The sequence below is a fragment of the Candidatus Thiothrix sulfatifontis genome (genome assembly GCA_022828425.1).
Taxonomy (GTDB): domain Bacteria; phylum Pseudomonadota; class Gammaproteobacteria; order Thiotrichales; family Thiotrichaceae; genus Thiothrix; species Thiothrix sulfatifontis.
Genome location: CP094685.1, coordinates 111,886 through 136,781, shown reverse-complemented (window position 1 = coordinate 136,781; position 24,896 = coordinate 111,886). Strand labels below are relative to the sequence as shown.

Below are 24,896 nucleotides of genomic sequence, written 5' to 3'. Positions count from 1 at the left end.
ATGAATGCTGTTAGTTTGCGTGTTTATTCCTTCATTGATTCGCTGCAACCGCAGCTTGCTTCGTATTTGGCCACCTCTTCGCAGGGCTTTTTGCCGATTCCCGGCGATGCGTGTTTGTGGATTGAGGTTGCACCGGGCATGGCGGTACACCGTTTGAGTGACATTGCCCTCAAAGCGACCAATGTGCGCTTGGGTCAACAAGTGGTGGAACGCGCTTTCGGCTCCATGGAAGTTCACTACCGCAACCAAAGTGAAGTCACCGCTGCCGGTGAAGCCGTCTTGCGTGAAATCAATGCCAAGGTCGAAAACCGCATGGCTTGCCGGATTGCCTGGCAAGAAATTATCCGTGCGATTACGCCTGACCATGCGACCCTGATTAACCGCCAATTGCGGCATGGCTCGATGTTATTGCCCGGCAAAAGCATGTTCATTTTTGAAACCGAACCGGCGGGTTACATTGTGTACGCCGCCAACGAAGCCGAAAAAGCGGCGCATGTCACGTTGGTTGATGTCAAAGCCTACGGTGCATTTGGGCGCTTGATTATGATGGGCAGCGAGGCAGAAACCGCGCAAGCACTACAAGCGGCGCAACAAGCGATTGCTACGCTTAATACCCGTGCCACTGGCACGCAAATCGGTTGAGAGGAGCCGCTCGATGTACAATGTTCGGGACAATGTGCAAGCCAGTTTGGGGCATTTTCGCATGGAAAATTACTGGTTTCGTTACAGTAATTTCGTGCCGCGTTTGTTTAACTGGTGTGTGGAACTGGGGTTTGAGCCGGGAAAAATCATGCCCTCACGGGCGTTTTGTTCGGATGAGAGCCAAGGCTACCCGGTGATTTTGCTGGCAAAACATTTTGGGATATTTCCGTTCAATCACGGGCAAGTGGGCGGGATTATGGCGTGTGACCGGCATGGCCCGCACGCGCATCACGGTAAAGATTTGGTGATTGTGCATTCCAGCCACGTCGGTTATGACCCCGAAGCCATGACCTTTGGTTCTTATCGGCGCATCCAGACGGCGAATCACCGCTGCTCCAGTAACTGTGGCAAAATCCACGCCACGTTGGAGTGGTATTTGCGCGAATACGAGTTTGCTTGCCAAAACATTTTCGTGGATATGCGGGCGGATCATTGCCGCTTGACCTTGGACAACCAATATTTGTCGCGTAGCCGGGAACGCAGTTTGGTGTTGCATCTGGAAAAAATGGTGGAACACCAGCATGACGGTGAAATGTTACCGATTGCCATGCAAAGCACGTCGCGCACGTTCATGGCGACCGACGCTTTTTTTCAGCACATGCGCTGGTTTTTCAACGAAGGCACGGGCAAGCAGCCGCTGGGCGATGCCTTATTGCCGGAATATTTCACCTACCACACCAGTTTGCGGGAAGACACCGACGGGTCGCGCCAATTGGAGCAAAACCTAATCGGCGCAATGCCTTGGATTGTGATGTCTGCTGAGCCAATGCTGACGGCAGCGCAAGCCAATACGCAAGCCGAATTCGACCGTGCTTACCGCAGCATTTCACAAGATAGTGCGTATCGGGGGCGTAATTTGCTCTACATTGCAGGCTTACATGTGGATATTTCACCGTCGCCGGAACAGGCGTTTGTGTTAACCAAGTTCATTCCCTGGGCGGCGTATGTGCAATTGAAAAACGGTGAGCGCTATGTGCTGGAACAAGAGGCGCTGTTTACGCGTTTGCAGGCGTGTAGCGCGGATAACCCGCAGCAATTGGGCTTGGATGCGGCGATTCAGATGATGGAAGACGAGGCAGAGATTTACTTGCATTTGCCGTATTAATGTTCTGATTTGATCGAATAAACCGAACATGACATTAGACATAATCAACTATGCAAGTCAGCAGCATCTGCCTATACTGCGCTCGATCTAATCAATTTTATAGATTGTTAAAGATTCGTTAAATTATTTTTTATCAAATGGAGATTGCTTATGTACCCGAATAAAGAAGGTCAACGTATCCCTAGCGTTACATTCCGCACGCGTCAAAACCACGAATGGGTGGATGTACAAAGTGATGACCTGTTCGCAGGCAAAACCGTCATCGTATTCTCACTGCCGGGCGCATTTACCCCGACGTGTTCGTCTACACACGTGCCGCGTTACAACCAACTGGCGGATACGTTCAAGCAACACGGTGTGGATGAAATTATCTGCATGTCCGTGAACGACACGTTCGTGATGAACGAGTGGAAAGTTGACCAGAAAGCCGACAACATCACCTTTATTCCAGACGGCAACGGCGACTTCACCGACGGCATGGGCTTGTTGGTTGATAAAAATGACCTCGGTTTCGGCAAGCGTTCATGGCGCTATTCCATGCTGGTCAAAGACGGCCTGGTGGAAAAAATGTTTATCGAACCCAACCAACCGGGCGACCCGTTTGAAGTATCCGATGCGGATACCATGTTGGCTTACATTGCACCGGGCGTAAAAGCACCGTTGGATGTGACCTTGTTTACTCGCCCTGGCTGCCCATTCTGCGCTAAAGCCAAAGGCATGTTGCGTGACGCTGGCATTGATTTCGACGAAATGGTCTTGAATCAAGATTATACTAACCGCAGCCTGCGTGCTGTCGCGGGTGTTGACGCCGTTCCGCAAGTGTTCATCAACGGTGCGTTGATCGGCGGTTCGGATAAGCTCGAAGCGTGGTTGCAAGCAAAATAATCAGGAGCAAAGCATGAGCCAACATTACGATTTAATCGCCATCGGCGCGGGCAGCGGTGGTTTGTCAGTGGTCGAAAAGGCTGCGAAACATGGCGCGAAGTGCGCGGTCGTGGAAGTCAATGACGACCTCGGCGGTACGTGCGTCAATCGGGGCTGTGTCCCCAAAAAAGTGATGTGGTTTGCCGCGAACTTGGCTCATGCCCAGCACGATGCACAGGATTACGGTTTCGCGACGGTTCCCGGCAAGCTCGATTGGGGCAAGTTGGTGAACAAGCGCGACAATATGATTGGTGGTATCAACGATTGGTACATGGATAGTTTTTTGTCCGAAGCGGGCATCGACCTGATCAATGGTCAGGCGCGTTTCACCGCCGCCAATACGCTAGAAGTGAACGGCGAAACGTATACTGCTGATCACATTGTGATTTGCACGGGGGGGCGCCCCATCGTGCCAACCGATATTCCCGGCGCGGAATTCGGTATTAATTCTGACGGTTTTTTTGAGTTGGCTGAACAGCCCGAAAAAGTCGCGGTTGTCGGCGGCGGTTACATTGCACTGGAGTTGGCGGGCGTGTTGAATGCCCTCGGTTCAGAAACGCACATGTTGCACCAAGGTTTTCCCGTGCTGATCGGTTTCGATAGCCTGATGCAGAAAACCTTGCGTGGGCAGATGGAAGCCGACGGCATTGTGTTCAACGACACGGCGAAAATTGCCAGCGTCGAAAAGCAGGCTGACGGCAAACTGACCGTGAATTACACCGACGGCAGCACGTTGGCTGATCTGGATCAGTTGTTGTGGGCGATTGGTCGTAAGACCAATACCGACGGTATTGGTTTAGAAAACATTGGTCTGGAACTCGCGCCCGGTGGTTTCATCGACGTGAATGAGTATCAGGAAACCAGCGTTCCCGGTGTTTACGCGATTGGTGACATTATCAATAAGCGCGGCGTGCAACTGACGCCGGTAGCCATTGCTGCGGGTCGTCGCCTCGGTGATCGTTTATTTGGTGGCATGAAAGACCGTAAAGTCGATTACAGCCTGATTCCAACGGTCATGTTCACGCACCCGCCGATTGGCACGATTGGTTTGTCGGAAGAAGCGGCGCGGGAAAAATACGGCGATGCGGTGAAGGTGTACAGCACCGAATTCACCCCAATGTATTATTCTTTCGTCAAGCACAAAGCCAAGACCGCGATGAAGCTGGTTGTGGTTGGTGCGGAAGAAAAGATCGTCGGTTGCCACGCGATTGGCGTGGGTGTGGATGAAATGATGCAAGGTTTCGCGGTTGCTATCCGCATGGGTGCAACCAAGCAAGACTTTGACGACACCATCGCGATTCACCCCGTCAGCGCCGAAGAAATGGTCACGATGAAATAACGTTTGGAAGAGGGCGTATGCAATACGCCCCTACGCAGATCCCTGTAGGGGCGTATTGCATACGCCCTCTTCATCTTTGCCGAATTATTTCCGCAGCAAACTCACCCCGCCCATCACCAACGCCATCCCCGCCAAATGAAACCAGCCAAACGGTTCACCCAGCAGCCACACCGCCAGTAAAATCGTCAATACGGGACCAACCGTGCCCACAATGCTGGTTTTCGCCGCGCCAATGCGGTGAATCGCTTCACTCACCATAAAACTCGGCAATAAGGTGCTGAAGATCGCCAGCAATACCGCGTAACCCCATACCGGCAAGGGCAGTTTTCCCAAATCGGCTAACGCATGTGTCAGCAGAAATTGCACAAAGATAAACCCTGTGGACACCAACATGATGATGCTAGTGAACAATAAACTGCCCAATTTGCCAATCAAGCGCTTGCTAAACACCACGTAAAACGCAAACGTCAACGCCGCCAATGTCACTAATGTTACGCCCAGCATGGCATTATTCGTGTTCCATTTTGCTTCGTGCGCGTACAGCAATAAAATGCCACCGTAAGTTAGCACCAACGCACTCACAATTTGCCAAGTGATTTTTTCCCGCAAAAACAACCAGCCCAGCAAGGTGGTCATGATCGGGTAGGTATACAGCGTTAAGCGTTCGAGTTGCGCGGAAATGTATTGCAAGCCTTCCATGTCCAGCCAAGAGGCGAGGTAATAGCCCATGAAGCCCAAACCCGTGAGCATCAGCAATTCCGGTGGAAGCGGTTTGACCACAGCCGGTTTGCGTAACAGCCACAGCAGCATTCCGGCGTAAAACGGCAGCGCAATCAACATGCGCAAGGTAAGCAAAGTGGTGGTATCCACCCCGTATGCGTAAGCCAATTTGATGAAAATCGACTTGAGCGCAAACAAGGCGGTGCCGCCAATCGCCAGCGTTAAACCGAATTGCGTGGTGTTTTTTTGCATCATCCACTCCAAAGCCAAAAATAATCCATGCACGGCGCATGGAGCTGGCTAAAATACCCCAATCGCGTTACTGACAGGAATTTTATGTTGTGGCTAAAACCAACGTTTGCGGGTGTGTGCTGGTGCTTGATGGCTGGTTTCACCACGGTGGCACGCGCTGAAACCCCCGCTTGGCACACAGTGGCTTACCAAGTGCCAGCCGAAGCCTCCAGCGCCCAATTAGCGCATAAACATTACGATTTGTTTGAATTTTTTCTGAGCAATGCGCTGCATGGCGCGGGCAAAACTACCTTCCTCCAAGTGAGCGAACAGGTGCGCAATAAAATTCAATGGCGTGACGCTAACGGCAAGAATGACTATTTGGATGCGTTTATTCGCTCGTATCCGTTCGTGAAAAACGTCGATTTACAAGGAATGCCGGATAGCATTTTGCTGATTGCGTATCTGGAATCGCAGTGGCATGGCAAAAAAGGTAAAAAATCCGCCGATTACGGCTATTGGCAATTGACCCCGGAAGTCTTGAAAGAAATTCAGACGCTGGATTATGTCAGCGATGCCATCAAAACCACGGGGATCAATAAATTACGCGCGGATGCCACTTTGAGCACCCAAGCGGCACAAGCGCATTTGCACCGTTACCATTTCTACTTTGCGGATGTGGCAGGCTTTGCGGAAAGCGATGCGTGGTTATTGACGTTTACTGCGTATAACTGGGGGGCGGGCAATGTCAAACGCTTATTAGCAGACATGGAACGGCGCGGCATCGCGTTGAATTTCGCCAATTTTTACCATGAACTTTATGCGCAACACCTTCAGCAGCCGGGCGATCGATCGCTGAAAGCGGCGGTGGAATACGTGCCAAGTTTGTGGAATATCGCGCAACTGCTTAAAGATGCGCATTAAGCCGTGTACAGTAAAAATGGTTCACGGGCGGCTTCCCAAGCCTGTTCGTCGGGCTGGGTAAGCGCATCCAAATCCGCTGGGGTGGCTTGTGGGTCATCCACCCATTCGCGCAGCAAGGTGGAGCCGTTGATCACGTCAATTGCCAGTTTGCCGAATTCGTATTCGTAAGGGAAATCCCGCCACAGCGGATAATCGGGGTACAACTGACGGATGGCTTTGAACGCCAACGCTTGCACGCGCCAAGGGCGGAACGCGCTGTGGTCGTAATGCGGCGCTTCTACGTGGATTTGCACCCCCGCACACAGTTTGCCCGCGTGTTTGTGGAAGGTGGGTTCAAACCAACATTCACGCAAGCGACAGCCGTGCAGCCAGTGCGGGGCAAGGGTTTGCATGGTGTGGATAATGGCGCGGGCGTCAAGGTCGGGTGCGCCGAACAGTTCCAGCGGGCGGGTCGTGCCGCGCCCTTCCGAGAGGGTAGTGCCTTCCAGCATCACCGTTCCGGCGTAGCAACGTGCCATGAATAGATTGGGGGCGTTGGGGCTGGGGTTGATCCATTCGCGTCCACCCAATGGCCAGCCGTAGCCGGGGGCAAGATTGGGTTGCCAGCCTTCCATGCCGATTACGCGGTATTCGAGATTGAGCTTGAGTTCGCGGATAAACCATAAACCCAACTCGCCCATCGTCAAGCCGTGACGCATCGGCATTGCGCCTGCGCCAACGAAACTTTCCCAGCCCGTGCGCAAGGTTAAGCCTTCGACAGGGCGACCGGCAGGGTTGGGGCGGTCGAGTACCCACACGCTTTTGCCGTGTTGTTCGGCAGCTTCCAGCACATAGCGCAGGGTGGTGATGAAGGTGTAAATACGGCAACCCAAGTCTTGCAAATCCACCAGCAAGACGTCGAAGGTGTCGAGCATCGCGGGAGTAGGGCGGCGCACTTCCCCGTACAGGCTGAAAATCGGAATGCCGTGTTGCGGGTCGATGACATCGGGCGATTCCATCATATTGTCTTGTTTGTCGCCTTTAATGCCGTGTTGCGGGCCGAAAGCGGCGCTGAGGTGAATATCCGGCAACGCGGCGAGTGCATCCAGCGAATGGGTCAAGTCGGCGGTGACGGAGGCAGGGTGTGCGAGCAGGGCAACCCGTTTGCTGTGCAAGGGAGCACGCAGACTGGCATCGTTTAGAAAGCGGTCAAGACCAAATTGCATGTACAAATCCGTCATTATGGTGGAAGTCCGGGCGTGTGGCGGGATGCTGCAATGCCCAGTAGGACTTTTCGCCGCTGGTGGTTTCCAGCACCGCCGTTATCCCCAGTTGCCACGGCTGTTGGGTGCTATTGTCGGGTAAATCAGCGCTGGCAAGCAAGGCTTCCAACACGAATTCATTGCCACGTACTGCGGTACTGATCACGGGCGGCTGTTGCGCTTGCCATGCCAGCCGTTCCCGATAAGCACTGAATGCATACGCTGCCCATTGGCTCGAAGGCGAAAAGTTGAACTCATGATAACGGTTTTCACCCAACACGCGAATGAATGTTTCAAAGCAGGTGTGTTCCCACAAGCCATCGGTGGCGGTCGGGGCTTGCGGGCGGGGAATGTTGAGTGCGGCGAGTGTGCCGCTGAGGGTGTAGCGCAGGTGCAAGCCGCCATCAGTGCGTGTTACCTGCACCTGCAAGGCATCGACCGCAGGGCAGGGGGTGCTGGGGTGGCAATGCAGGCTTAGCACGGTGGGTAACTCAGGCGAATGCAAGCACGCCGCCTTTGTCCTGATGCATTTTTAGGAAACGTGCGGTGATCATGTCCATCGTCGCAATGTGTTGTTGTAACCAAGCGGGCAATTCGGTTTCGAGATAATGGCGCAATGCGGGCAGGTCGCGGCTGGCTTTCCAGTGGTCGAACGCGCTGGTCATGGCGCTGAGGGCGAGGTCGTGTTCGTCTTTGTGTACCGGGTAAGGGCGGAATTCGATGATCAGCATATTGCGGTTTTCTTGCTCGAAATGCGCGGTGGTGTGCTGGAGCAGCGCGTCGATTTGTGCGTCGATGCTGGCAGTATCCGGCGTTGCTTGTGCCAGCAAGGTGTAGAGGGCGTTGAGCATGACCCGCTCTTCTTCGTGGAGTTGGGTCATGGCGGGGATTTCCTGTGGCATGAAAGCGTTGTCAGCAATGTGCATGGTGAGGTTGTTCCTGATAAAGCGATGGACGCAAAGTGTGATGTAGCGGGATGGGAATTTCAATTATCCTTGTTGGTGGGCTTGGTTTTCTAGCAACATATACAAGCGTTCTGCAATCGGCGCAAATCCAGTGTACTGCTGCTGCAAGCGTTCCAACAACGGCAAGTTTTGCTGAATCGCCTGTTCCACGGCTGCATCACTCGCCTCAATTTGTTGCGCATCAAGCAGGCAATGGTGGCGGGCAAACGTGTGCAACACCTTACGTTTAGGCCAGCGTTTCGAGCCGGTCAGGGTCAATGCCATCGTGTCGTGCGGCAAATACGGAACGGTGCTAACCAGATCAAATACCGGCGCGAGTGTGCGCGTCATCGCGGGTATTTCACCCACACGAAAGTCTTGCAGCCGTGAATAAAGTACTCCAAGGTTTTTCAGATGCGCATCGCCATTTCTGATCCTGGCATTGAGATAGGTGAGTTTGTACAGGTCATGCAAGGCTTGCGCTTGGTGTTCGGCGGAAACAAATTGGCGGATGGTATTGGCACAACTTTCCAGCGAACTGTCGTACTTCTGTTTGGTACTTTTGGCTTGCAGTACGCAAAAATCTTCAAAGCCCAAGGCTTCGCCGTTGCTGTCGATGTCAAAGCGCTGGCTGATCAGCAGTTTGGCATTGTCGCTGAGGTAACACACCGGCACGGTCAACCCTGCGTCTTTGGCAATGCTCATGCACAGGTATTCGTTGCAACCCAGATGCGGGTAATCCGCCCCCCAGCTTTTGACGATGTAATGTTCCAGCGGCAAGGTGAGATGCCCTTGCAGGTCGAGCAAGACTTTGGGTTGTACCCCAGCAACCCCGGATTGTTGGGCGTAACGTTGCAATAATTCACTGAACAGGTTGGCATCGGGGTTGTTCAGCAAGGTTTGCAGGGTTAAGGGCTGGTCAGTGGGATGGTGCAAGGGCTGGTCTGCCAGTGCGTAAGCCATGCGCCCAATTTGATGTGTGCCGAGAATGGTGAGCAAGCGTCAGGTCGTCGCTGCCGTATTGCTTGGCGGTCATGCGCTCCAAGGCTTCGCGCAATGCGCCTTCGGGCAGGTTCATCTGGAAAATGGGGTGCAGTTGCGCGTAGCTGTAGCTTTCGTGACGTAGTGGCATGGTCAGCGACAAGGCTTCGCGGGCATCGTGGCGGTAGCTGAAAACGTGGTGTTGCTGGCTGGCACTCAAGTCGTCCGGTGAGATGGCTGGTTGCGAACCGTGTCCGGTGTAAACGTCGACTTCAGCCATGTTGTTGTGCCTTTAAATCGTCGAGCGTGGGTAAGCCGACATCTTTGGTGGTGAGGGTTTTGCCCAGTACCATTAATACGCGCTCGACTTTGCGGATGCCGAGGTCGTTGAAATCGTTGCGTTCGAGTGCGCCGATGGTGGTGCGGTCGAGGTTGCACAGGTCTGCCAGTTGTTGCTGGCTCCAGCCGCGTGCTTTGCGGGTAGTGCGGATAGTTTCACCTATGGCGGTTAGCATGATGGTTATGTTCATCAAAATGGGGATATTGGGGAGTATTGATGAATATTGGCATCATTTCAAGGGGATGAGAGAATTTAGGGTGCTGCTAATGCTCGTTCCAATTTGGCGAGAGCTTGCTTATGTTGGGCGGGTTTCATTACTGCCAGATTGTGCAATTTCCAGCGCACGGCGGGCAGGTTTGCTGCATTCGGCAACGCGCATAAATCCCAGTCCGGTTTGCCTCGTTTGACAGATAGCAGGAATTCACGATCCTGCTCCGTGAGCAAGCGATGCAGGGTGGCTATCATCTGTTCACGCACTGCCAGCAGTTGCTCCAGTGCAACGGGGGTGTTGGTCATGCCGACAAATTCGGTGGCGTATACCGCCTTGATGTCGAGCCGATTGGGGGCAAGCAGTTCCGCCATCGGGCGGTTGGAGCTGATCAGGTAGATAAGGAAGGTGTCTTTCAGCGTGGGGGTAATGCCTTCGTTTGCCAGTAAGAAATGTACGTCGAACAGGTCGCGGGGATGTTGGCGGTCGAGAGCGGCGCAGAGTTTTCCGGCGTAAATATCCGTGAAATGCAGCAAATTCATGCGGGCAAACCCAAACTCAGCCTGTGCATCAGCCGCTAAAACGGTTTCACTAATCGGGTTCAACGTTCCGCGCATCACGGGTGACACTTCAATCTTGATGGAGGTATTGTTGCGCATCACCTGAAGCCGGATGCACTTATCCGTTTTGGGTAGCAAGGTTTCCGCAACTATCGTGCCAGCCAGTGATTGGCGAATGCGGGCTGCGATGCGTCGCATCGCCGCATCCAAATGGCTCAGGCTGGTTTCGCGCTCTTCTATCGGCAAATACACCAGATCAAGATCAACGGACAAGCGTGGCAAGTTGCGCAGAAACAGGTTAATCGCCGTGCCGCCTTTCAAGGCAAAACAGGTTTCTTGCGCCACATACGGTATGGTGGCGACCAACAACCTGACCTGTTCAGAAAAAATCGGATGCATCTTGTTCCTCCATCATGCGGCGGGGTACGGTTATTTGATAGGTTTTATCCAACACGCCCCCAGCAATCATCATGCGCTTGCCGCTGCCAAGGTTTACCCCTGAAGTTTCCAGACGGTTAAACCACTGGTGCTGATGGCGGGCAGCAAACCATAAAAACAGGCGTTTGGCTTTGATGCTCCCACAGGTTTGCAGCAGGGCATTGCATAAGCTAGGACGCAAGATTGTAGATGACTCGAAATATTTATCCAGCAAGGAAAAGTCCGCATCATCCCTGACTTGGGCGAGTAATTCAAATAAGGCGAGTTCGGGCGTGGCGAAAGACAATAACCAATCCCAATGCCCGAATGGCTGGGTTGTCAGGGCTTGTGGTGGCATTGGGCTAAATGTAGCCGTCCCGCACGCTTTGAACAGGGGTATGGTTTGCGCTTCCTGTAACCAAGTGGGTAATTTGTTGATGCCGTAGAGGTCGATGCTCTGGATGCCACCCAAGGGCAGGTAGTGGACAAAACCTTGTAAATCCAGTGCGGAACGCCCGCCCACATGGATGGGGTAGCCTTGTTCTTGCAAGGAATAGACGAAATGTTGCCATTTTAGCGGTGGCCCCGGTCGGCGGTATGCGCCGCGCCCAACGCTTTGCAACTTGCCGGAGCGGATGAGGTAGTCGATGTGGGAACGGGTGTAGCCTTTGCGTTGTAGCCACGGGCGATCGACGACTAGGCCGTCGGGGAGTGAAAGCTCATGGTTTACAGTATCTGTGTTTTGCATAGTTATAGTATGCAATTATTTTGGATAACAAACCACGGAGATATTCACTCCGAACCGTTACCCCCCATCCCCAGCCCTTCCCCCGCAAGGGGTGAAGGGGGCAAGAGGGTGTTATTGGTCGCAAGACAAGCCCTTTTGCGTGAGGATATTTTCAATGCTTCCGGCTTCGGGGATTTGCAAACGGCGGGCATCGGTCAGTGCCAGACACAGCAATTCCTGTACGCGGGCAGCGTTGGCGGCTGCATCCATTTGCCACAGCAGCATGGCAAGGTTGGCACGACCGACCAGCAGCGAGCGCACGTCGCCGAGCTTCTCATACACGGGTAGCGTTTCATTCAGCATGTTGCGTGCCTCGTTGAGTTGACCACGGGCTTGCAGGATGCCCGCGATCTTTCCCATCGTCACCGCTTTGGAGCGCACATCGCCCAGCTTCTCATACACGGGTAGTGTTTCATTCAACTTGTTGAGCGCCTCGTCGGGTTGACCTCGCGCTTGCAGGATGTCCGCGATCTTTCCCATCGTCACCGCTTTGGAGCGCACATCGCCCAGCTTCTCATACACGGGTAGTGTTTCATTCAACTTGTTGAGTGCTTCGTCGAGTTGACCTCGCACTTGCAGAATGTCCGCGATCTGACCCATCGTCACCGCTTTGGAGCGCACATCGCCGAGCTTCTCATAGACGGGGAGTTCTTCGGTTTGCCGGATGTTGAGCGCCTCGTCGAGTTGACCACGTGCTTGCAAGATGTCCGCGATCTGACCCATCGTCACCGCTTTGGAGCGCACATCGCCGAGCTTCTCATAGACGGGTAGCTCATGATTCTCACGGATGTTGAGCGCCTCGTCGAGTTGACCACGGGCTTGCAGGATGTCCGCGATCTTTCCCATCGTCACCGCTTTTCCGCGCACATCGCCCAGCTTCTCATAGACGGGGAGTTCTTCGGTTTGCCGGATGTTGAGCGCCTCGTCGAGTTGACCACGGGCTTGCAGGATATACGCGATCTTTCCCATCGTCACCGCTTTTCCGCGCACATCGTCCAGCTTCTCACGGATAGATATGCCATCTTGGTAAATTTGGAGAGCGTCGTCGAGTTGCCCCCGCACTAGCAGGATGTCGGCGATCTTACCCATCGTCACTGCTTTTTCGTGCACATTGCCGAACTTCTCATAGACGGGGAGTTCTTCGGTTTGCCGGATGTTGAGCGCCTCGTCGAGTTGACCACGGGCTTGCAGGATGTCCCCGATCTTACCCATCGTCACTGCTTTTTCGTGCACATCGCCGAACTTCTCATAGACGGGGAGTTCTTCGGTTTGCCGGATGTTGAGAGCGTCGTCGAGTTGCCCCCGCGCTTGCAGGATGTCAGCGATCTTACCCATCGTCACCGTTTTTCCGCGCACATCGCCGAGCTTCTCCAACAGGGGGAGAACTTGTTCCTGATAAAGTGCCAAGGCTTCGGTTGTCTTGCCTTGCTGGATCAGTAGGTCTGCGTAATTGAATAGTGTGGCAGATTTTTCACCCAGTACTGCATCGTCCAGCCCTTCATCCGTATCTGGCAACAAGGCAACGGCACGTTCAAAGTGTTCTCTTGTTTGCTCTCGTCCAAGTTTTTTTTCAACGATGGAAAGTGCCGTAAGCATCCGAAAATCTTCACCCAGCGTCAACACAAGCTGGCACAGTTCTTCAGCTTCACGGTAGCGGTTGTGAGGATGGAGCATGTTAGCAGCAAGTCGGTAGCCCACTTCTACAGCAATCGTTTGTTTCTGTCCCAGCACTGCCAGCCGCACGATTTCCAGACTCCACTCTTCCGACCTGCCGTCTTTGGTGGCGTCAAACAGGAATTGGCTGGCTTTGGCGGCGAGTGGCTGGCGTTCGCTCACATCGAGGGTGTCGGCGAGCGCACTGTCCAGCATGTTGGAGACGAAGTAGTGGTCGCCGTCGGGCGTGGGGGTGATTTCCACCAGCCCAACGCGAGCGGCGGTTTGCAGGTGTTGCGCGGTTTGTGGGTCATCGTTCAGGGCTTCAATGGCGGCAAGCTCCACAGGCAGGCGGTAGAGCGCGGCACAGGCAAGCGTCTGGCGCACGGCAGACGTTTGCGCGTCCACCAACTCGCTGATCAGCACGTCTTCGCGGAATCGCGCCTCTTCCTGTTCCAGCTTGTCGAGCAAGGCACTGACCGGCAGGCTGCGCTCTTGCAACACGCCATGCAGCCATTCCAGCAAACGCGGATTGCCCGCAGCCACCTCCACCGCCCGCAATCGCAAGGCGTTTTCCACATCCCTATCCTGCCCATTGCCCGTGGTGACAGGCAATAAGCACGGCAATTGCGCCAGCTTTTTCTTCAGGTCGGCAGCGTGCAGGGTTTGCGGATTCTCGCCATGCAAACGGCACGGGCGCGGCACGGGCACAGCAAAGCGGCTGGTGACAATCACCCGCGTATCACTCTGGCTGTCGTGGATGGCTTGCAACACGGTATGCAGCACCGCCAGACTCGCCGGAAGGTAATCCGCTTGCCCCAGCTTGCGCCGTTCCAGCGGGATGTTTTGCTCGAAATCGTCAAACACCAGCAGCAACGGTTTTGCACACAGCGGGTTGTCTTCCGGCTCGAACAGTTCGCGCAGGCGTTGTTCCAGCGTTTGCTGGGCATCGTTCAGCAGGCTTTGTGCCTTGGGCAATACCTTGCCGAGTGCCGCGACCAGCACGGTTTCATCCAGCCCGCCGTAACACACCGCCGCCTCGTGGCTGTTACGCAAACGGTCAATCAGCCGCGCCGCCATACTGCTTTTGCCCAAACCGCCCATGCCAACCAGCAGGATGCCCTCGGCATACGCCTCATCCCCCTGCCATGCCCGCAAGCACCGCAAACTGCGTTGCAACAAACGCCGCCGCCCGATGAACGCCGTCCGCGCACACACCGGCACACGCCCGCCCGCATCTAGAAACTGTTGCGGCGTATCGTGCAGACGCAGCCGCAGCTTGCCTTTCGCCACCAACGGATTCAGCGCCGAACCATCCACGTAACAGCGCAGCAAATGCCAATAGGGCGAATGGTTTTCCAGCAATGCCTGCCGTGCCAGTGCTACCGCCTCGGCAATCGCAAAGCCAGTCGCCAGCTTGTCATACAAGGCCGCAGCCGCCTGCGAAGCCGCCACATCGCCCACCGGCAATGCCCAGCCCAGCACCACCGGCACACCCGCCGTCACCACTTGTTCGCTGAACGACAACATATCGCGTTGTTGGTTGGATTCCCCAGTACGGCAACCGGACAGGAACACCACACGCGGCGCACTGTTGGCATCGCGCAAGGTCTTCGCCAGTGCTTGCGGGGTAGCGGGGGCGCACCGACCTACTTCATCTTCCAGCAAAAACACCGGCTGACCGCTGGCCTTGTCAATGTCGGCATGACCGCTGAAGTGGATCACATCCGGGCTATCGGCACGCTCCGTCAGCCGCTCTGCCAAGCCTTGCAAGGAACCGCTTTCTTCCACCTGCAAATCCAGCGGCTTGCGTGCCGTCGCTTGCAGGATACCCGATTCTTCCGCCTCGAAATCCAGCACCGGCCGCACATCCTCCGGCGAACTCGCCATGAACAACACCCCAAGCTGACGCTTTTGCGGCTGCCAGTCTTGCTTGCGTTCGGCGGGAGTCACGCGGCGCAACGGCGTAAACCACTGGAACGGATCAGCGCACAAAAACTGCGCCCCGTCGTGCAGCAATTCCCACGGCAAATGCCGCAAACCCGCTTCGCGCACATCCAGCACCAAGGTCATCGGCTGCTGCATGGCGCGTACCCGCCGCAACCAGCCATTACTGTGCCGATCGACCCAACCAAACAGGTCTTGCCCGCGTTGCTCCAGATCGGGCGCATTCACACGGTAATTTTCCGCCGCCAGCGTCAGCAACGCATCAACCTCCACCTGCTCAATCAGCGGAAACGTTAGCCACAACGCGCCATCAAATACCCGCAACTCAAAGCGCGTATCATCCTTGCGGAACAATTCCAGTGTGTAATGCTGCATGAGGAATCCTGTAGGGTGGGTGGAGCGCAAGCGATACCCACCGCGTCGTTAAGATAAATGTTCATAATTGGTGGGTATCGCATTCGCTCCACCCACCCTACACTTGTTTCAACACCGCTTTAATCGCCGTCAACGACCCACTAACCTTCACCTTTTTGCCGTCATCGGTTTCGATATTCACCTCCACTTTACGGCTTACGATGTACGTTTCCAGCACCTTCGCCAGTGCCGATAAGCCACCATCTTTGCCCAGAAATGCGGTAAGTGCACCACCTGCCGCCACGGCTGACAACGCAATCACGCCCAACGTCACGGGATCGCCGCGTGTCGCTTCCCCATTGCTTGGTGTATTGAGTTGCACATCTGCATCCAGCCCGACCCGTTGCAGGTCTTGCGCCAGTTGTGTGGATAAGTCTTGCATGAATACGGCATCGTCGCCGCGTAATGTGATAGTTGCCATGCGTTGCCCCTTAAACCCAAGAAAATGATTGCTCAAGAGTTTAGCACGACACGAAAGTTCTCTGTGTAATTCAGGTCACAATAATGACCAATTTTACGGGCTGATTAGTCTCACGCCGGTAAGGTATGTATTTTGACGAGTGGAAATAATGTTCGTGCTCATGCCACTATTCAGCGCACACCTACCCGTACTGGTGCAACCCCGCACCATTAAAGTGCTGACACTATTCACGAAAAACCCCAAAACACCGCATTATATCCCCTGTGCGCTTGCAACATTGTCGACATTTATTGATAATTCGCAAGCTTAAACGCCCGCTACCGACGGCGGGCGCATTTCCCCTCAAGAGCGTTGTTGCAGCACATGAAAATCACAAAAGGTCTGGATTTGCCCATTACGGGTAAGCCGGAACAAGCGGTTTATGCACACCCTGCCCCCCAGACGGTTGCCGTGTTGGGGCGTGACTTCCACGACTTGCGCCCTGCTTTGCAAGTTCAGGAAGGGGATCGGGTAAAACGTGGACAAGTTCTGTTCACTGACCGCAAGAGTCCGGGCGTTAATTTCACTTCACCGGGTGGCGGTGTCATCAAAGCGATCAACCGTGGGGCGAAGCGGGTGTTGAACTCGGTCGTCATTCAGTTGGATGCACAGGAAGAGGCCGTCAGTTTCCCCGCTTATTCCCGTGAACAATTGTCGACACTGGATGCCGATACCATCCGCCAGCAATTGCTGGATTCCGGGCAGTGGATTGCGTTCCGTACCCGGCCTTACAGCAAAGTCCCTAAAGCGGACAGCATTCCCACCGCTATTTTCGTGACCGCGATTGATACCTACGCGATGGCAGCCGACCCCTTGATCGTGATTAACGAACAGGCCGAAGCGTTTCGCAGTGGCTTGCAAGTGATTGCCAAACTCGCGCCACAAGTGTTTGTTAATCATGCGGAAGGGGCGACGATACCGCGTGTTGAAGCCAACCATATCCGTTACAACGGTTGGTCGGGGCCGCATCCGGCGGGTTTACCCGGTACGCACATCCATTTCCTTGATCCCGTCAGCGAACACAAAACCGTGTGGCACATCGGCTATCAGGATGTGATTGCGATTGGCAAGCTTTTCACCACCGGCACGCTGTACGTGGAACGCATTATTTCGCTGGCAGGCCCGACCGTATTAAAGCCGCGCTTGCTGCGTACCCGTTTGGGCGCAAGCACCGACGACATTGTGGAAGGGCAACTCGATTGCCAGCAATGCCGCGTGATTGCCGGTTCGTTGCTGGCGGGGTTCCGCGCAGCGGGTTGGAGTGCGTATCTGGGGCGTTACACCGTGCAAGTGGCGGTGATTGCCGAAGGGCAGCCGCGTTTGTTCCTGCATTGGTTGAACCCGTTACTCAAGCAGTTTTCCATCCTCAATGTGTTTTTGCGCCCGGATGTGCGGCACGCCAGTTTTGCGATGACGACCACGCAACACGGCAGTCACCGCGCAATGGTGCCGATTGGCAATTACGAAGAGGTCATGCCGCTGGATATTTTGCCGACGCAATTGCTGCGCTCCTTGCTAGTACGCGACACGGTAATGGCGCAACAACTCGGCGCGTTGGAACTCGATGAAGATGACCTCGCCCTGTGTACTTTCGTGTGTCACAGCAAATACGAATACGGCCCCGCGTTACGCGACTGCCTGCGAATGCTGGAAAAGGGGGAATAAGCGATGACGGATAAATTACGCCGCCTGCTCGACAAGGTTGAGCCGAAATTTACTAAAGGCGGTAAATACCACAAGTATTACGGCCTGTTTGAAATGGTCGATACGCTGCTGTACAGCCCACCGAACCGCACCATTGGCGCACCGCATGTGCGCGACGCGCTCGATCTGAAGCGGGTGATGGGCTATGTGTGGCTGGCAACCTTTCCCGTGATGTTCATGGCGTGTTTCAACACCGGCTATCAGGCGAATCTGGCGATGCAAGGCATGGGGCTGGAACACGCGGAAGGCTGGCGCGGCACGCTCATGGACATGATTGGCTACGACCCGAAAAGCTTTTTCGATAACTTTTTCCACGGCTTGCTGTATTTCCTGCCCGTGTATATGACCACGTTTATCGTGGGCGGAATTGCGGAAGTGGTGTTCGCGCTGGTGCGTGGGCATGAAGTCAACGAAGGTTTCTTTGTCACCTCCATATTGTATTCACTGGTAATGCCGCCGGATATTCCGTTGTGGATGGTGGGCTTGGGCATTTTGTTCGGGGTGATTATTGGCAAGGAAGTGTTTGGCGGTACGGGTAAAAACTTTATCAACCCGGCACTGGCGGGGCGAGCGTTCCTGTTCTTTGCGTACCCCGCGTTCATGTCCGGCGATGCGGTGTGGGTAGCGGTTGACGGTTATTCCGGCGCAACCACGTTGTCTGCGGCAGCGGCAGGTGGAATGCAGGCGGTAACGGTGAGCTGGTGGGATGCCTTTATCGGGCTGGAACCCGGTTCTTTGGGTGAAACTTCCACGTTGGCAATCCTGATTGGCGGGGCGTTTTTGCTGTTCACTAAGATTGCGAGTTGGCGGATTGTGTCGGGCGTGATGTTCGGCATGGTCATGATGACGATTCTGCTGAATACCATCGGTAGCGATACCAACCCAATGTTTGCCATGCCTTGGTATTGGCATTTGGTCACGGGTGGCTTTGCGTTCGGGATGATCTTTATGGCAACTGATCCGGTAACAGCGGCGCATACCGACACCGGGCGTTGGTGGTATGGCGTGCTGATTGGGGTGATGGTCATCCTGATTCGGGTGGTGAATCCGGCGTTCCCCGAAGGCATGATGCTGGCGATTTTGTTTGCGAATATGTTCGCGCCGCTGATGGATTACGGGGTGATGAAAGCCAACATCAAACGCCGCCTGAAGCGTCAAGCAGCCAATGCGGGGGTTAAATCATGAAACTCGTGCGTCAATTTTTAGACTTACCCAATGACAGCAAGACCAAAACCTTCGCGGTGGCGTTATTGCTGTGTTTGGTGTGTTCGGTAGCGGTATCCGCCGCCGCAGTCGCCCTAAAGCCAGTGCAAGAAGCTAACAAATTGTTGGATAAAAAGCGCAATATTCTGCAAATCGCCGGGCTGGATCAACCCGGTCAATCGGTGGAAGAAGCCTTTCAACAAATCGAAGCCAAAGTGGTGGATTTGCAAACCGGCGACTACGTATCCGGCATTGACCCCGACACCTTCGATGCCCGCGCTGCTTCGGTTGACCCCAAGCAAAACGTCGTGTTGACCAAAGAGCAAGACATTGCCTCGATCAAACGCCGCGCCAAATACGCCACGGTGTATCTGGTGAAAGACCCGCAAGGCAAGGTGGAAAAGCTGATTTTGCCTATATACGGCTACGGCTTGTGGTCAACGCTGTACGGCTTTATCGCCCTGCAAGCCGATGCCAACACCGTGGTCGGCATGGGTTTTTACGAACACGCGGAAACCCCCGGTTTGGGCGGCGAAGTCGATAACCCTGCCTGGAAAGACCTGTGGAAAAACAAGCAAGTGTTCAACGCCAATGGTGACGTTGCCTTGCGTGTGATGAAGGGTGCAGCCCCCGCTGGCGACCCGAAAGCGGTGCATGAAATTGATGCGCTATCCGGTGCGACCTTAACCAGCCGTGGGGTGGATAACCTGATTCACTTCTGGATGGGTGAAAACGGTTTCACGCCTTACCTGCAAAAATTCCGTCAAGGAGGTGGCGCATGAGCAGTGCAGCCCACAAGGTGATTACCAGCCCGTTGGTGGCGAATAATCCGATTACATTGCAAATTTTGGGAATCTGCTCGGCATTAGCCGTCACCAGTTCCTTGAAAACCGCGCTGCTGATGGCAGCGGCATTGACCACGGTGACAGCGTTTTCCAATGCGTCGATCAGTGCGATTCGCCACCACATTCCCGGTAGCATCCGCATTATTGTGCAAATGACCATTATCGCTTCGCTGGTGATTGTGGTGGATCAGTTGATGAAGGCGTATGCGTTTAGCACGGCGAAACAATTGTCGGTATTCGTTGGCTTGATCATTACCAACTGCATCGTCATGGGGCGGGCAGAGGCTTACGCCATGCAAAATCCGGTGGGGATGAGTTTCCTCGACGGTTTGGGCAATGGTTTGGGGTATAGCTTGATATTGATTGTGGTGGCGATCATCCGTGAATTGTCGGGATCGGGTTCGTTGCTGGGTTATGAAATTTTTGCCCTGACCAAAAACGGCGGGTGGTATGAGCCGAACGGCTTGATGCTATTGCCGCCGAGTGCCTTTTTCATTATCGGGATGCTGATTTGGGTGATACGCACCCGATACCCGGAACAGTGCGAAGTCCACGACTTTAAGATTCACGAGAAACACGGCTTGGGGAATCGCTGATATGGAAGCGTTATTGAGTCTTTTCATTAAATCGGTGTTCATTGAAAACATGGCGCTGACCTTCTTTTTGGGGATGTGCACGTTCATTGCCATTTCCAAAAAGATCGAAACGGCGGTCGGTCTGGGAATTGCGGTGGTGATTGTGCAGGCGATTACGGTGCCTGCTAACAATTTGATCCTGAATGTGTTTTTGAAAGACAGTGCCTTATTGCAAGGCGTGGATCTGCGCTTTCTGGGCTTGATCAGTTACATCGCGATCATTGCGGCGATTGTGCAAGTGCTGGAAATGGTGCTGGATAAATACGTGCCATCGCTGTATCAGGCGTTGGGGGTGTTTTTGCCATTGATTACGGTGAATTGCGCGATTCTGGGCGGCACGCTGTTCATGGTGGAGCGCGATTATACCTTTGTGGAAAGCGTGGTCTACGGTTTCGGCAGCGGTTTTAGCTGGATGCTGGCCATTGTGGTGCTGGCGGGGGTACGCGAACGCCTCAAATACAGCGATGTTCCCGCCGGTTTGCAAGGGCTGGGGATTATTTTTATTACGGTCGGGCTGATGTCGTTGGGCTTTATGTCCTTCTCCGGCATTCAGTTGTAGGAGTGAGGCAATGACAACCGTTTTATTGGGGGTAGCGCTGTTTACCCTGATGATTATTGGCTTGGTGTACGGCATTTTGTTTGCGCGTTCCAAACTGGTGGCGACTGGCGATATTCGCATTCTGGTGAATGGTGAAAAAGAACTGATCGTGAAACCCGGCACGAAATTGCTGGGTGCATTGGCGGAAAAAGGCTTGTTCGTGTCGTCTGCCTGTGGCGGCGGCGGTACGTGTGCGCAATGCCGCGTGAAAGTGCTGGAAGGCGGCGGTACGTTACTGCCCACCGAAGAAGGTCACATTAACCGTCGTCAAGCAGCCGAAGGCGAACGTTTAGCCTGCCAAGTTGCCGTCAAGCAAGACATGAAAATCGAAGTGCCTGAAGAAGTCTTCGGCGTGAAAAAGTGGGAATGCACAGTGCGTTCCAACGAGAATAAAGCCACGTTTATCAAAGAGTTGGTGGTGGAACTGCCGAAGGGCGAAAAGATCGACTTCCGTGCCGGGGGTTATATTCAGATCGAATGCCCGCCGCACGCTATCAAGTACCGCGATTTCGACATTCAACCCGAATACCGGGGCGATTGGGATAAATACAAGCTGTGGGACATTGAGTCGCATGTGGATGAGCCGGTATTGCGTGCCTATTCGATGGCAAGTTACCCCGAAGAAGATGACATTGTGATGCTGAATGTGCGCATTGCGACCCCGCCACCGGGCAAAAATGACATTCCGGCGGGCAAAATGTCGTCGTTCATTTTCAACCTGAAACCGGGTGACAAAGTGGTGGTGTCGGGGCCTTTCGGTGAGTTTTTTGCGCGTGATACCGATAATGAAATGGTGTTTATCGGCGGTGGTGCGGGCATGGCACCGATGCGTTCGCACATCTATGATCAATTGCGCCGTTTAAAAAGCAAGCGCAAAATGTCATTTTGGTACGGGGCAAGAAGTTTGCGGGAAGCGTTTTACGTGGATGAATTTGACACGTTAGCGGCTGAAAACCCTAACTTTACTTGGCACATGGGTTTATCCGAACCGCAGCCGGAAGACAATTGGACGGGGTATGTCGGGTTTATTCACGATGTTTTGTATAAAAATTATTTGAATGATCATCCCGCACCAGAAGAGTGCGAATATTATTTGTGTGGGCCGCCGATGATGAATGCCGCAGTGGTAAGAATGTTATTGGATATTGGGGTAGAACGAGAAAATATTCTGCTGGATGATTTTGGTGGTTAGCGCTATTTCAATTCAAGTGATTGATTTTTAACGTAAAGAGCGGGGTGGACATCCACCCCGAACCGCTAGGAGGAAATGGGTTAGTTGCCTAACCCAAAGTAATAGTAGCGTAAAATTCGTGAGGGGGAAATGTTTTTGCAATGCAGCATGATAATATTCTGAATTACTAAGATTAACGGTAAATCCTGATGAAAATTTTTCTATTAACGTTTCTTATTTTTGGGTTAGCAATTATTGGGTTAGCTTTGGGTTGGATTTTGAATCAGCGTAGCTTAAAAGGCAGTTGCGGCGGCTTGGCGGCGATTCCTGGCATGGAAAAAAGTGACTGTTCCTGTTCTAATCCTTGTGAGAAACGCAAACAAAAAATGGCACAAGCACAACACGAAGCCGTTTTAAAACGGCAGGATAGTTTAAAATCTTGAAAGCTGGAGGAGTGGATTATGGCGGATGTTCCATTGGCGGTGCGTCATTATATGTCAAACCGTCTCGCAACCCTGCATGAGCGCCAGGATGTTCGCGAAGCGGTGAAAGTGTTTACGGAGCGCAACCTGTTTGGCGGCGCGGTGTTGGACAATGTGGGCAATCTGGTCGGTATTTTGTCGGTCACTGACTGCATTGATGCGGCGTTGCGCTCTGGCTACCATTCCGGCTGGCGCGGCACGGTGGGTGATAAAATGTCGCGGGATGTGCGCACCGTGGATGCCGAAGACAGCATTCTCGATGTGGCAAAAATGTTCATGGATGACCACTACCGCCGTTACCCCGTGCTGGATGACAACCGTGTCATTGGGGTGATTACGCGCTTGGATGTGCTGAAAGCCTTGCGCACCGTTGGTGATTCCGGCTTTCCGGTGTAAGCATAAGCAATCAGGCGGCTGGGGTTTTGCGCACTAACAGCCATGCCACCAAGCCGCCTGCGACCCCACCAAGCAAATGCCCATCCCACGATACACCCGCTTGCCAAGGCGAAATCCCGGTGAGCAAGGTGGTGCCATAAGTGAAAGCCACAAACACACTGACGAGTAGTGGCACAACACGCCGCTCCAATGCGCCGGAGACGATTAAAAATACTGCCAGCCCAAACACCAGCCCGCTTGCGCCAATGTGCAGCGAATGCCCACGCCCAAACAGCCACAGCAACACCCCGCCCATGACCGCCACCAGCGCCACAGTAGCGCGTGAATCGGTGCGCGAACCCGCCAGTAACGTCAGCAATACCGCCAGCGGCACAGTGTTATTCAGCAAATGCGTGAAGTTGGAATGCAGAAACGGCATGGTCACAATGCCGATCAAACCACCAAAATCACGCGGAATCAGCCCCAAGCGTTCCAGTGGCAGGATGCGATCCAACAGAAATACGCCCCACATGGTGGCGAGAAACAATAAAACTAGCGGTAATTCTTCGCGGATACGGTGGATGTGGTTTTTCATTCAGGCTCTTTTTTGGTTTGCAAACAGGTTTCTAGCACTTGACGGTGGTGTGCAGTGCCGAGCGCGTTCATGGTTTCAATATTGCGCTCAGGAATCGCATCGACATCAGGATAACTGTCCACGGCTTGCGCCAAGCTGTCTTCGCGGATTAAGTGCAGCATTGGCCAGGGTGAACGGTTGGTGAAGTTTTCCGCGTCATTCGGGCGCGTGCCGTCAAACTGGTAGTCGGGGTGGAAACTCGCGACTTGGAATTCACCTTCAAAGCCGCCGTCTTCCAAGAGCGCATCGACCGTATCGAGGAAGTCGTTGTATTCCATGAAATCTTCCAGCGTGCCGGGGTGAATCAGTAGCGTGGTTTCGACTTCGCTCGCGGGCGTGGCGCGGAGTTGTTCGAGTTCATACTGCAAATCTTCCAGCAAAAATTCGGGGCGGGCGGAATCGGTGACAACAAAGCGGATTTGCCCGCTTTTGAACGGCTTGTGTGCGAAGGGGCAGAGGTTGTGTTTGAGGACAACGTTTTCCAGCCAGCAACGGGTTTGGGCGATGTAGGTAGCGTTGGAATGTTTCATGGCTTAGGCTTCCAAAATGTCGAGGATTTCCAGTTCAAAGGTGATGTTATGCCCAGCCAGCGGATGGTTGAAATCGACGACCACGCTATCAACACTGATGTCGCGCACTTTGCCGGGGATTTCTTGCCCTGACGGTAGCGCAAAGCTGATGATTTGCCCGACGTTTAGCTGCCAGTCGGCGGGGAATTCATCGCGTGCCAAGGTTTGAATGGCATCCGGGTCAGGATAGCCGAAGGCTTGATCCGCCATAATAATCAAGCGGATGGGTTCGCCTTGGGGCAAACCGATCAGGGCACTTTCCAGATTGGGGTGAATGTCACCTTTTCCCAGTTGCAAAATGTCGCCAGCCGGGTCTGCGCTGGCTTCCACCTTATGCCCCTCGGCGAGGAATAACTGGTAACGCCAGCGAATGCGGCTATTGGCTTGAACGGTATGACTCATGGTGATCGCTTGTGGCTGGAGAAAACCGTGAGGATACCAGAGTGTTCAAGCCAGTGGCATCAGGTGGCGTACATTCAGGTAACAAGCGGGGCGTGGCTCGACACGGGGGTAAACGTGCAACCAGTAATTTTCACCTTGTTGCACCATGCTGCCTTGTGGCGATACCAATGCAACTTGTTGTTGATCACGCAGGTGGAGGACAGCGGGCGAGGTTGCATCGGGTAAGCGATAACAGGGGACGGCCTCCGTGTCGGTGTGTACGGCGTACAAGGTGGCGATCACGCGGCTGGCGGGTGCTGATGGGTGGGTTTTTTGCCCGCATCCCATTAATGCGGCAGCGATGAACAAGCATCCATAGTAACAATAGTGATTCATATCCCG

The 24,896-nt window shown here is 54.0% G+C and carries 28 protein-coding genes; 13 read left to right on the top strand and 15 right to left on the bottom strand.

Annotated features, from left to right (window positions below; all coding sequences use genetic code 11):
- From L3K52_00745 to gorA, 4 genes are all read left to right on the top strand, one after another.
- The gene (locus L3K52_00745; protein UOG92277.1) at positions 1 to 642 is read left to right on the top strand and encodes a hypothetical protein; all 642 of its coding nucleotides are present in this window, start codon (positions 1 to 3) and stop codon (positions 640 to 642) included.
- A gap of 13 nt (positions 643 to 655) precedes the next feature.
- The gene (locus L3K52_00740; protein ID UOG92276.1) at positions 656 to 1,807 is read left to right on the top strand and encodes a hypothetical protein; all 1,152 of its coding nucleotides are present in this window, start codon (positions 656 to 658) and stop codon (positions 1,805 to 1,807) included.
- 150 nt (positions 1,808 to 1,957) lie between these two features.
- Entirely contained in the window at positions 1,958 to 2,692 is a 735-nt protein-coding gene (locus tag L3K52_00735; protein ID UOG92275.1) for a glutathione peroxidase, read from the top strand.
- 13 nt (positions 2,693 to 2,705) lie between these two features.
- Positions 2,706 to 4,070: a glutathione-disulfide reductase gene (gene gorA, locus L3K52_00730; GenBank protein ID UOG92274.1), complete on the top strand. Its 1,365-nt coding sequence runs from the start codon at positions 2,706 to 2,708 to the stop codon at positions 4,068 to 4,070.
- A gap of 84 nt (positions 4,071 to 4,154) precedes the next feature.
- Here gorA and L3K52_00725 read toward each other — a convergent pair whose 3' ends face one another.
- Positions 4,155 to 5,045, bottom strand: coding sequence for a DMT family transporter (locus tag L3K52_00725; protein UOG92273.1), 891 nt, complete (start codon positions 5,043 to 5,045; stop codon positions 4,155 to 4,157).
- 81 nt (positions 5,046 to 5,126) lie between these two features.
- Here L3K52_00725 and L3K52_00720 point away from each other — a divergent pair, with 81 nt between their 5' ends.
- Complete coding sequence (locus tag L3K52_00720) at positions 5,127 to 5,945, top strand: transglycosylase SLT domain-containing protein (GenBank protein ID UOG92272.1); 819 nt, start codon at positions 5,127 to 5,129, stop codon at positions 5,943 to 5,945.
- On the opposite strand, the gene L3K52_00715 is transcribed toward L3K52_00720, so the two are convergent.
- The 10 genes from L3K52_00715 to L3K52_00670 form a co-directional block, all read right to left on the bottom strand.
- Positions 5,942 to 7,150 carry a DUF1343 domain-containing protein gene (locus L3K52_00715; GenBank protein UOG92271.1) on the bottom strand — a complete coding sequence of 403 codons (1,209 nt, stop codon included), beginning with the start codon at positions 7,148 to 7,150 and terminating at the stop codon, positions 5,942 to 5,944. The two genes, L3K52_00720 and L3K52_00715, sit on opposite strands and share 4 nt — an antisense overlap.
- Complete coding sequence (locus L3K52_00710; GenBank protein ID UOG92270.1) at positions 7,134 to 7,691, bottom strand: DOMON-like domain-containing protein; 558 nt, start codon at positions 7,689 to 7,691, stop codon at positions 7,134 to 7,136. The genes L3K52_00715 and L3K52_00710 overlap by 17 nt, the downstream gene beginning before the upstream one ends.
- Positions 7,678 to 8,112 (bottom strand): hemerythrin family protein, encoded by a 435-nt coding sequence (locus L3K52_00705; protein ID UOG92269.1) that lies wholly within the window; start codon positions 8,110 to 8,112, stop codon positions 7,678 to 7,680. Before L3K52_00705 ends, L3K52_00710 begins: the two co-directional genes overlap by 14 nt.
- A gap of 63 nt (positions 8,113 to 8,175) precedes the next feature.
- Positions 8,176 to 9,129, bottom strand: a complete 954-nt coding sequence (locus L3K52_00700; GenBank protein UOG92268.1) for a HipA domain-containing protein — start codon at positions 9,127 to 9,129, stop codon at positions 8,176 to 8,178.
- Complete coding sequence (locus L3K52_00695; GenBank protein ID UOG92267.1) at positions 9,050 to 9,391, bottom strand: HipA N-terminal domain-containing protein; 342 nt, start codon at positions 9,389 to 9,391, stop codon at positions 9,050 to 9,052. Before L3K52_00695 ends, L3K52_00700 begins: the two co-directional genes overlap by 80 nt.
- Complete coding sequence (locus L3K52_00690; protein ID UOG92266.1) at positions 9,384 to 9,626, bottom strand: helix-turn-helix domain-containing protein; 243 nt, start codon at positions 9,624 to 9,626, stop codon at positions 9,384 to 9,386. Before L3K52_00690 ends, L3K52_00695 begins: the two co-directional genes overlap by 8 nt.
- 77 nt (positions 9,627 to 9,703) lie before the next feature.
- Positions 9,704 to 10,618 carry a nucleotidyl transferase AbiEii/AbiGii toxin family protein gene (locus tag L3K52_00685; GenBank protein ID UOG92265.1) on the bottom strand — a complete coding sequence of 305 codons (915 nt, stop codon included), beginning with the start codon at positions 10,616 to 10,618 and terminating at the stop codon, positions 9,704 to 9,706.
- Positions 10,599 to 11,384, bottom strand: coding sequence for a type IV toxin-antitoxin system AbiEi family antitoxin (locus L3K52_00680; protein UOG92264.1), 786 nt, complete (start codon positions 11,382 to 11,384; stop codon positions 10,599 to 10,601). The genes L3K52_00685 and L3K52_00680 overlap by 20 nt, the downstream gene beginning before the upstream one ends.
- 111 nt (positions 11,385 to 11,495) lie before the next feature.
- Positions 11,496 to 15,398 carry a tetratricopeptide repeat protein gene (locus L3K52_00675; protein UOG92263.1) on the bottom strand — a complete coding sequence of 1,301 codons (3,903 nt, stop codon included), beginning with the start codon at positions 15,396 to 15,398 and terminating at the stop codon, positions 11,496 to 11,498.
- Between the two features lie 97 nt (positions 15,399 to 15,495).
- Positions 15,496 to 15,858 carry a hypothetical protein gene (locus L3K52_00670; protein ID UOG92262.1) on the bottom strand — a complete coding sequence of 121 codons (363 nt, stop codon included), beginning with the start codon at positions 15,856 to 15,858 and terminating at the stop codon, positions 15,496 to 15,498.
- Between the two features lie 363 nt (positions 15,859 to 16,221).
- Here L3K52_00670 and L3K52_00665 point away from each other — a divergent pair, with 363 nt between their 5' ends.
- From L3K52_00665 to L3K52_00630, 8 genes are all read left to right on the top strand, one after another.
- Entirely contained in the window at positions 16,222 to 17,562 is a 1,341-nt protein-coding gene (locus L3K52_00665; protein UOG92261.1) for a Na(+)-translocating NADH-quinone reductase subunit A, read from the top strand.
- A 3-nt stretch (positions 17,563 to 17,565) separates the two neighbouring features.
- The gene (locus tag L3K52_00660; protein UOG92260.1) at positions 17,566 to 18,786 is read left to right on the top strand and encodes an NADH:ubiquinone reductase (Na(+)-transporting) subunit B; all 1,221 of its coding nucleotides are present in this window, start codon (positions 17,566 to 17,568) and stop codon (positions 18,784 to 18,786) included.
- The gene (locus L3K52_00655) at positions 18,783 to 19,586 is read left to right on the top strand and encodes a Na(+)-translocating NADH-quinone reductase subunit C (protein UOG92259.1); all 804 of its coding nucleotides are present in this window, start codon (positions 18,783 to 18,785) and stop codon (positions 19,584 to 19,586) included. The genes L3K52_00660 and L3K52_00655 overlap by 4 nt, the downstream gene beginning before the upstream one ends.
- Positions 19,583 to 20,245: an NADH:ubiquinone reductase (Na(+)-transporting) subunit D gene (locus tag L3K52_00650; GenBank protein ID UOG92258.1), complete on the top strand. Its 663-nt coding sequence runs from the start codon at positions 19,583 to 19,585 to the stop codon at positions 20,243 to 20,245. The genes L3K52_00655 and L3K52_00650 overlap by 4 nt, the downstream gene beginning before the upstream one ends.
- Before the next feature lies 1 nt (position 20,246).
- Positions 20,247 to 20,843 (top strand): NADH:ubiquinone reductase (Na(+)-transporting) subunit E, encoded by a 597-nt coding sequence (gene nqrE, locus L3K52_00645; protein ID UOG92257.1) that lies wholly within the window; start codon positions 20,247 to 20,249, stop codon positions 20,841 to 20,843.
- A 10-nt stretch (positions 20,844 to 20,853) separates the two neighbouring features.
- The gene (nqrF, locus tag L3K52_00640) at positions 20,854 to 22,074 is read left to right on the top strand and encodes an NADH:ubiquinone reductase (Na(+)-transporting) subunit F (GenBank protein UOG92256.1); all 1,221 of its coding nucleotides are present in this window, start codon (positions 20,854 to 20,856) and stop codon (positions 22,072 to 22,074) included.
- 188 nt (positions 22,075 to 22,262) lie between these two features.
- Entirely contained in the window at positions 22,263 to 22,496 is a 234-nt protein-coding gene (gene nqrM / locus L3K52_00635; GenBank protein ID UOG92255.1) for a (Na+)-NQR maturation NqrM, read from the top strand.
- An 18-nt stretch (positions 22,497 to 22,514) separates the two neighbouring features.
- A complete protein-coding gene (locus L3K52_00630; GenBank protein ID UOG92254.1) occupies positions 22,515 to 22,931 on the top strand; it encodes a CBS domain-containing protein in 417 nt (138 codons plus the stop codon).
- Positions 22,932 to 22,941: 10 nt separating this feature from the next.
- On the opposite strand, the gene L3K52_00625 is transcribed toward L3K52_00630, so the two are convergent.
- From L3K52_00625 to L3K52_00610, 4 genes are read right to left on the bottom strand one after another with little or no spacing between them, the layout of a single operon-like run.
- The gene (locus L3K52_00625; GenBank protein ID UOG92253.1) at positions 22,942 to 23,505 is read right to left on the bottom strand and encodes a rhomboid family intramembrane serine protease; all 564 of its coding nucleotides are present in this window, start codon (positions 23,503 to 23,505) and stop codon (positions 22,942 to 22,944) included.
- The gene (locus L3K52_00620) at positions 23,502 to 24,074 is read right to left on the bottom strand and encodes a DUF1415 domain-containing protein (protein UOG92252.1); all 573 of its coding nucleotides are present in this window, start codon (positions 24,072 to 24,074) and stop codon (positions 23,502 to 23,504) included. Before L3K52_00620 ends, L3K52_00625 begins: the two co-directional genes overlap by 4 nt.
- A 3-nt stretch (positions 24,075 to 24,077) precedes the next feature.
- A complete protein-coding gene (locus L3K52_00615) occupies positions 24,078 to 24,515 on the bottom strand; it encodes an FKBP-type peptidyl-prolyl cis-trans isomerase (GenBank protein UOG92251.1) in 438 nt (145 codons plus the stop codon).
- A gap of 45 nt (positions 24,516 to 24,560) precedes the next feature.
- The gene (locus tag L3K52_00610) at positions 24,561 to 24,890 is read right to left on the bottom strand and encodes a hypothetical protein (GenBank protein ID UOG92250.1); all 330 of its coding nucleotides are present in this window, start codon (positions 24,888 to 24,890) and stop codon (positions 24,561 to 24,563) included.
- Between the last annotated feature and the right edge of the window lie 6 nt (positions 24,891 to 24,896).